Origin of the sequence: Sutterella parvirubra YIT 11816, from assembly GCF_000250875.1 — a bacterium.
Classification (GTDB): domain Bacteria; phylum Pseudomonadota; class Gammaproteobacteria; order Burkholderiales; family Burkholderiaceae_F; genus Sutterella; species Sutterella parvirubra.
Window position 1 is genome coordinate 2,099 of record NZ_JH605005.1, and the last position, 6,770, is coordinate 8,868.

The following is a 6,770-nucleotide window of genomic DNA, read 5'->3' on the forward strand; positions in this document are numbered from 1 at the left end:
CGCAGCTCGCCTCCGCCAAGTCCACCGAAGCCCGCCTCAAAGCGCTTCTGGCGAAGGGCGCCGCCGACCGCCAGTCCTACGACGACGCCCAGTACGCGGCCGAGCGCCTCGCAGGCGAGGTCGCGGCGGCGGCCGCACAGCTCAAGCAATTGAAGACCGGTCTTCGCCCCGACGAGATCGCCGCGAAGGCGACCGCGATGCGCCAGGCCGACGCCGCGGTCGCGGTTCTGGAGGACCGCATCGAGCGCCAGAGCCGCCTCCGTGCGGTCTCGGAGGGCGTCGTCCGCGCGCGCCTCATGGAACCCGGCGACATGGTCACCACGTCGACCCCCGTTTTTGAAGTCGCCGTGACGACCCCGAAATGGGTGCGCGTCTGGGTGTCGGAAACCCAGTTGGGGTTCGTGAAGGAAGGCGCGGAGGCGCTCGTCACGACCGACACCACGCCCCCGATGACGGGCGTCGTGGGGTTCGTGAGCCCCGAAGCGGAATTCACCCCGAAGACGGTGCAGACGCAGGACCTCAGAACCGTGCTCGTCTATGAGGTGCGCCTGACGGTCGAAGACCCCGAGAACGCCTTGAAGTTGGGGCAACCCGTCACCGTCGACTTTGCGGGCGCCGCCAAGTAACGGAGGCTTCGCCATGGCCGCCCCCGCCGCCCCCGCCGCTCTCCCCATCCTCGAGGCCCGCGGCCTCGTCAAGGCCTTCCCCCGCGTGAAGGCCCTGGACGGGATCGGCTTCACGCTCTCCCCCGCCGACCGGTTGACGGCGCTCATCGGTCCCGACGGCGCAGGGAAGTCGACGCTTTTGACGGCGCTCTGCGGGCTCCTCACCCCGGACGCGGGGAGCTATCGGTCCTCGGCATGACGCCCGACCCCAACGACGCCGCGTTCGCCTTGTCCGTCGCCTTCATGCCGCAGCGCTTCGGGCTCTACACCGAGCTCTCCTGCATGGAGAACCTGCTCTTCTTCGGGCGCATGAAGGGCGTCCCCGGCGGGGAGATCAAGACCCTCGCCCGCGAGATGCTCTCCGCCACCGGGCTCGCACCCTTTGAAGCGCGCCCTGCCGGGAAGCTCTCGGGCGGGATGAAGCAGAAGCTCTCGCTCGCCGTCGCACTTCTCACGGCCCCGCGCCTTCTGATCCTCGACGAACCGACCGTCGGCGTCGATCCCCTCTCGCGGCGGGAACTCTGGGCGACGATCCGCCGGATGATGGCCGAGCACGACATGCGCAGCATCTTCTCGACCGCCTACCTCGAAGAAGCCGAGCGCGCCGACCGGGTGCTCTTGATGGAAGCGGGGAAGCTCGAAATGAACGCGACGCCTGCGGAAGCTTTGGCCGACATGCGCGGGCGCACGTTCCTCGCGCACCCCGAAGCATCCTCCGTTCCCCAAAGCGCCCCGGGCCTGCACGCCCAGTGGCGCGCGATGCGCGACGTCCGGGCGGTCTCGCCCGCGTCCCCCTGGCTCGACGTGCGCCCGCAGGCGGGCGCACTCCTCAAGGTGACGGCCGAAGGCGCCGTGCTCACTACGGACGAACTCGCCCGCCTCACCCCGCGGGCGCCCCAGCTCGAAGACGCCTACGCGGCGCGCACGTTCGAAGCGGCCGGACCGGAAGCCCCAGGCGCCCTCCCGACGGCTGAACCGGCGCCCGAGCCCGCCATCGAGCCCGTCACCGACATTTCACCCGACGCCTCCGACGTCGTGATCCGCGTCGCGGGCCTCGAGCGCCGGTTCGGGAACTTCGTCGCGGTCGCGGACACGACCTTCGACGTGCGCCGCGGGGAGATCTTCGGGCTTCTCGGCCCCAACGGCGCGGGGAAGACCACCACCTTCCGGATGCTCTGCGGGCTCCTGCCGCCGTCATCGGGCGAAGTCGAAGTCCTCGGCATGGACATGCGTAACGCCAAGGCCGAAATCCGCGCCCGGATCGGGTACGTCGCCCAGAAGTTCTCGCTCTACGAAAAGCTCACCGTCCGGCAGAACCTCCTTTTCTTCGGACAGAGCTACGGGCTCGCGGGCGCACGGCTCGACGCGGTCTACGCGAAAAGCCTCCAAGACTTCGAACTCACCCCCTGGGAGGAGATCTTCGCCAAAGACCTTCCCGAAGGCGCCCGCCGCCAGCTCGCGATAGCCTGCGGGCTCATTCACGGCCCCGACATCCTTTTCCTCGACGAAGCGACCTCGGGCGCCGACCTCTCCGCGCGCCGCGCCTTCTGGCGGCGCATGAGCGCCCTGGCCGAAGCCGGCACCACGATCATCGTCACGACCCACTTCATGGACGAAGCCGAATACTGCAGCCGCTTCCTCATCCAGGACGCGGGCGAGGTGTTGGTGCTCGGCACCCCCGACGAAGTGCGCGGGCGCCGCTCGATGGGGGAGGCCTTCATCGCGATCGTCGAGGAAGGCCGACGCCGCCCGGGTGAGACCGTGGAGACGCCAAGCGCTCCGGCCTCCCCCGAGGTTCAGACGCCCTCCGCCCCTACCTCCTCACCCAAGGAGGACCGCGCATGAGCTCGACGAAGACCCCGTTTTCCTTCGCGCGGCTTCTCGCGCTCCTCTGGAAGGAGACCCTTCAGATCCTCCGGGACCCGTCTGTCCTCTTGGTCGCCATGGGCCTTCCCCTCATCTTCATCGTGATCTACGGCTACGGGATCTCGATGGACTTGGAGCGCATTCCCGTCGCCGTCGCGATCGAAGAACCCGGCCCCGCCGGGGACGCGATCCGCGGGGACTTCACCCACTCGCCCTGGTTCGACCCCGTCTTCACGACGAGCCGCACCGAAGCCGAGCGTCTCATGGCCTCGCACGAGGTGGTCGCGGTGCTCGAGATCCCCGCGGGGTTCTCGCGCGACATGGCCCGCGGCGACGCCCAGCTCGGGCTCACGATCAACGCGGTCGACGCCCAGACCGCCACCATCATCCGCACCTACGTGACGGGCGCCCTGCAGACCCGCGGGGCGTCGGCCGCACTCACGTCCGGCACCTCCGACGCCGTGACGGTCACCGCCTGGAGTTGGTTCAACGAAGGCGCCGGCATCCTCGCCCCCCTTCACCTCTATCCGCCCGTCGGCCTCACCACGATCGCGACGCTCCTTTGGGCGTCCTGACTCTTCCGCCACAAGATCGTCTGACCGCCGAAGTCCTTTTTCCGGAACCCGCATCATGGCCCTCAAAACCGAAGCCCGCCGACAAAAGATCCTCGAAGCCGCGCTTTGCGAATTCGAAGCCCGCGGCTACGCCGCCGCCCGGATGGAGGACATCGCCCGCGCCGCGGGCGTCGCCAAGGGAACGCCCTACAACTATTTCGACGACAAGCGCGCGCTCCTCAAGGGGCTCGCCGAAAGCGTCGTCAGCCGACTCGTCGCCCGCTTCGAGGATCCTCTTCCCGAAGGCGCGACGCTTCGCGCACGCCTGGAGCACGTCTTGGGCCCCATCATCGACGAGAACGCGAACGGTCCCATCTCCCGCACGATCCGCGTGATTTGGAGCGAGGGCCTTCACGACCCCACGCTCACGGCGCCCTTCTTCACCGAGATGCTCCTCCCGCAGCTCTCGCCCGAAGGTCCGCTCTTCGAGGCGATGGCGAAGGCGGATCTGCCGGACGCCTTCCGGCGGCACCCGCAGATGGTGCTGGCGCCCTTCATGCAGGCGATCCTCTGGCAGAGCCTTCTGGGGGGCGCGAGGCCACTCAACATGCGCGCCTACATGGACGACTGGTTCTCGCTGGTGCTTCCCGAAAAGAAGGAGGACGGGAAGGCCGACGGGCAATGAGGATTCGGGGCGGGCCAGGCGTCAGAGGGGAGCGGACTCGACGGATTCGTCGGCCTCGTTGGACTCCGCCGGATCGACCGGCATCTCCAGCACCGCCATGTCGCAAAGTAGCACGCCCTCTTCCCAAATGGGCTCCGGATAGTTCTCGGTGAAAAACTCAGGAATCCGGCCGACTTCGCGGAAGCCGCACTTTTCGTAGAACCGCACCGTGGGGGTCCCGGCCCCGGTGCCGACGCGGAGCGTGCGGAAGCGTCCGGCGCACGCCTCCCGCACCGCCTCGATCATCCGGCGCCCGACGCCGCGCCCGCGCAGGTCGGGCGCGACCGCCAGGTTCTTCAGTTCGGCGACGCCTCCGCCCTCGTCCGTCACGAGCGCGGAAGCGACGATGCGGACGCCCTCCGATTCCGCCACGAAGAGCCGCGCGCGGTCGAGGTAGCGCGCGAGCATGGTTTCGGATTCGTCCGCCATCAAAAAGAGCGGACGGCAGACGGTCTTCTCGGCTTCGCGTCCTTCCCGAAAGCGAAGCCGCAGTTCCTTCGTCTTCCCGATCATCGGCGGCTTGCGGTTTGCGGCTTACGCCCCGCGCCGACGCACGATCCTGTCCGCCCGAAAGAGCGCCGTGATCGTCTTCACGTCGGTGATGCGGCCGTCTTCGGCCATGGCGAGCGCCTCTTCAAAGGGCACGCGCCAGCACTCCAGAAACTCCCCTTCGTCCAGGGCCTGTTCGCCCTCCGTGGGGTCTTCCGCGAGGAAGATCGCGATCCGCTCGCTGCTGTAGCCGATCGCGTTGTGAAGAACGCCCAAGGACGTCCACTTCGCCGCGGTCACGCCGCACTCTTCTTTGAGTTCACGCTTCGCGCAGTCGAGGTCGGGCTCGTTGGGGTCGAGCTTCCCCGCGGGGATCTCCCAGAAGCTACGCTTCAACGGATGGCGCCACTGGCGCTCAAGGAGCACCGTCCCGTCCGGGTAGAGCACCAAAATCCCCGCCGCACCGGGGTGCGTCAGAAAAACGCGCATCGAGTCCGAGTCGTCCGGGAGCTTCACTTCTTCGCGGAGGATCTTGATGAAGCGGCCGTCCAACAGCACCTCTTGTCGGACGGTGCGCTCTTCCAGAGGATCATGCTCGCGGGCGGCGGCGGGAACGGGCGTCGGCAGAACGGGAATCGGCACGGTTGTCTCCTTCAGCATGCGTTTCGGGGCGTCGTGCCTGCGGGCGCAGGCGGCCTAAGTGCCTTTGCTCAGGCGGACCCCGTAGTCGTCCCAAGTATTATGGCTACAATCCTGAAACGAATTCACGAATACCCACGAAACCCGCGACACCCATGCACGTTCTCGTCGTCGGCGCCGGTCTGACCGGCCTCGCCACCTCCGTCGTCCTCTCCGAACGCGGTCACCGCGTCATCCTCGTAGAAGCCGCTTCGGCGCCCTGCCGCGAAGCAAGTTTCGACGTGGGCGCGGCGTCGGGCGACGTGCGGGGCGTCTGGCCCGCAGGCGACTCCGACGCGGGCTTCATGCGTCGGATGTCGGGCGGGGACGCCGCGCTCCACTACGGCGCCAAGACGGCGATGCGCCGTCCGGGATTCATCCGCGCGCTCGCCAAGGTGGGCTCGGAACCCCTTGCGCCCCGCCTGGAGCGCCAAGCGCTTTTCCGCAGACTCGCGCAGACGTCGCTTCTCGCCGCCCACGAGCAGTACGGGCTTCCCATCTCCCGCTCGATCGGGATCCTCTCCTGCCGGACGACCTCCGAGGCGCCGAAACTCCTGGAGGGCGAAATCGCTTTGGACGAGCGCTACGCGCTCGCCGCGGAACCCGGCCTCTGCTGGGACGCCGGCATCCGGTCCGCCGCCTTCCAGTCCGACGCCTTCGTCTTCTCGGCGAGCCTTCTCGCGAGGACGCTCCGCGAGCGCCTCGTCAAGGACCCGAGCTACATCACCACGGTGAGCTCGATGGAGCGCGCCGTGTCGCTCCTTCCCACGGGCGGCGCGCACGTACAGGGGCCCGGACACTGCCGCGACCAGAAGGCGCAGGCCGTCGTGATCGCCGCCGGGCTCGGCGCCGATCCCTGGCTCAAAACCTATCTTCCCAACGCCGTCGTCGCTCCGCTCACGCGCGGGAGCATGACGGCGCTCAAAACCGGCACCTCGCCCGTGACGCCGGCGGCGCTCCGCATCGACGACGACCTCCTCGCCGCGCCCTCCGGCGAACACTTCCGCGTCGTGGGGCCGTGGCTCCTCGGACACCGCTCGGAGCTGGAGCTGGACGACTACCACCGCCGTCTCTGGCAGCGGATGATGACCTACTTCCCCAACGGCGCCGACTGGAACGGCGCCCGCTACTACGCGCAGTCGGTGCTCTCGACCGCGGACGGATGGCCCATCCTCGGGCCCGATCCCGCGGTCCCGGACCTCTTCTGGAACTGCGCGGGCGGCATGCACGGCGCCGAAGGCGCCTTCCTCTTCGCGGAAATGACGGCGGACCTCATCGAAAAGAAGGCGATCGCGCAAGAACGCCTCCCGATTCTCGACGCCGTCCGCCCGGACCGGTTCCTCCGCTGAGGCTCTTCACCCCAATAACGAAAAACCCGCTCGGCCGGACCTCCGGCGAAGCGGGTTTTTCTTTTCAGTCCGAACAGGACCTGATTACTTGATGCGCATTTCTTCCTGGCTCACGCCGCGCTTGAGCGCTTCGTTGTACCAGGCGGGCTTGCGGCCCAGCTTGCCGCAGGTTTCAGCCGGGTTTTCCGGGTTGCGGTAGTAGGGCACCGTTTCGCCGCGGGGGCGCGAGACGCGGGGCGCGCGCGGTTCGGCGAAGAGTTCCTCCTGAGTGATGTTCAGGGCCTTCACGACTTTGCGCACTTCTTCAACCGCGGCCTTGCGCAGTTCCGATTCGCGTTCGTTGATGGCGAGACGGTCGGCGGCAATCTTTTCAATGTCGGCGTAAATCTGCTCAAGCGTGGGCATGGGAGTGATCTCCTCAAAAAAGGAAGTTTTGTTGATCGGA

The 6,770-nt window shown here is 67.8% G+C and carries 7 protein-coding genes and 1 pseudogene; 5 read left to right on the forward strand and 3 right to left on the reverse strand.

Going from position 1 to position 6,770, the window contains the following annotated elements:
• The 4 genes and pseudogenes from HMPREF9440_RS12185 to HMPREF9440_RS08350 form a co-directional block, all read left to right on the forward strand.
• On the forward strand, window positions 1-626 hold a 626-nt coding region (locus HMPREF9440_RS12185), incomplete at its 5' end, for an HlyD family secretion protein (RefSeq protein WP_008543279.1).
• 13 nt (window positions 627-639) lie between these two features.
• Window positions 640-2,510: pseudogene (locus tag HMPREF9440_RS08340) on the forward strand (ATP-binding cassette domain-containing protein).
• Window positions 2,507-3,106, forward strand: a complete 600-nt coding sequence (locus tag HMPREF9440_RS08345; RefSeq protein ID WP_008543282.1) for an ABC transporter permease — start codon at window positions 2,507-2,509, stop codon at window positions 3,104-3,106. The pseudogene HMPREF9440_RS08340 and the gene HMPREF9440_RS08345 overlap by 4 nt, the downstream one beginning before the upstream one ends.
• Window positions 3,107-3,161: 55 nt before the next feature.
• Window positions 3,162-3,770, forward strand: a complete 609-nt coding sequence (locus HMPREF9440_RS08350) for a TetR/AcrR family transcriptional regulator (protein WP_008543283.1) — start codon at window positions 3,162-3,164, stop codon at window positions 3,768-3,770.
• A gap of 21 nt (window positions 3,771-3,791) precedes the next feature.
• Here HMPREF9440_RS08350 and HMPREF9440_RS08355 read toward each other — a convergent pair whose 3' ends face one another.
• On the reverse strand, window positions 3,792-4,322 hold the full coding sequence (locus tag HMPREF9440_RS08355) for a GNAT family N-acetyltransferase (protein WP_008543284.1): 531 nt from the start codon (window positions 4,320-4,322) through the stop codon (window positions 3,792-3,794).
• A gap of 21 nt (window positions 4,323-4,343) precedes the next feature.
• Window positions 4,344-4,940 (reverse strand): NUDIX domain-containing protein, encoded by a 597-nt coding sequence (locus HMPREF9440_RS08360; RefSeq protein ID WP_245523597.1) that lies wholly within the window; start codon window positions 4,938-4,940, stop codon window positions 4,344-4,346.
• A gap of 152 nt (window positions 4,941-5,092) precedes the next feature.
• Between HMPREF9440_RS08360 and HMPREF9440_RS08365 the strand changes: the two genes are divergently transcribed.
• Entirely contained in the window at window positions 5,093-6,325 is a 1,233-nt protein-coding gene (locus tag HMPREF9440_RS08365) for an NAD(P)/FAD-dependent oxidoreductase (protein WP_008543286.1), read from the forward strand.
• A gap of 84 nt (window positions 6,326-6,409) precedes the next feature.
• On the opposite strand, the gene HMPREF9440_RS08370 is transcribed toward HMPREF9440_RS08365, so the two are convergent.
• A complete protein-coding gene (locus HMPREF9440_RS08370; protein WP_050816190.1) occupies window positions 6,410-6,730 on the reverse strand; it encodes an H-NS histone family protein in 321 nt (106 codons plus the stop codon).
• Window positions 6,731-6,770: the final 40 nt, after the last annotated feature.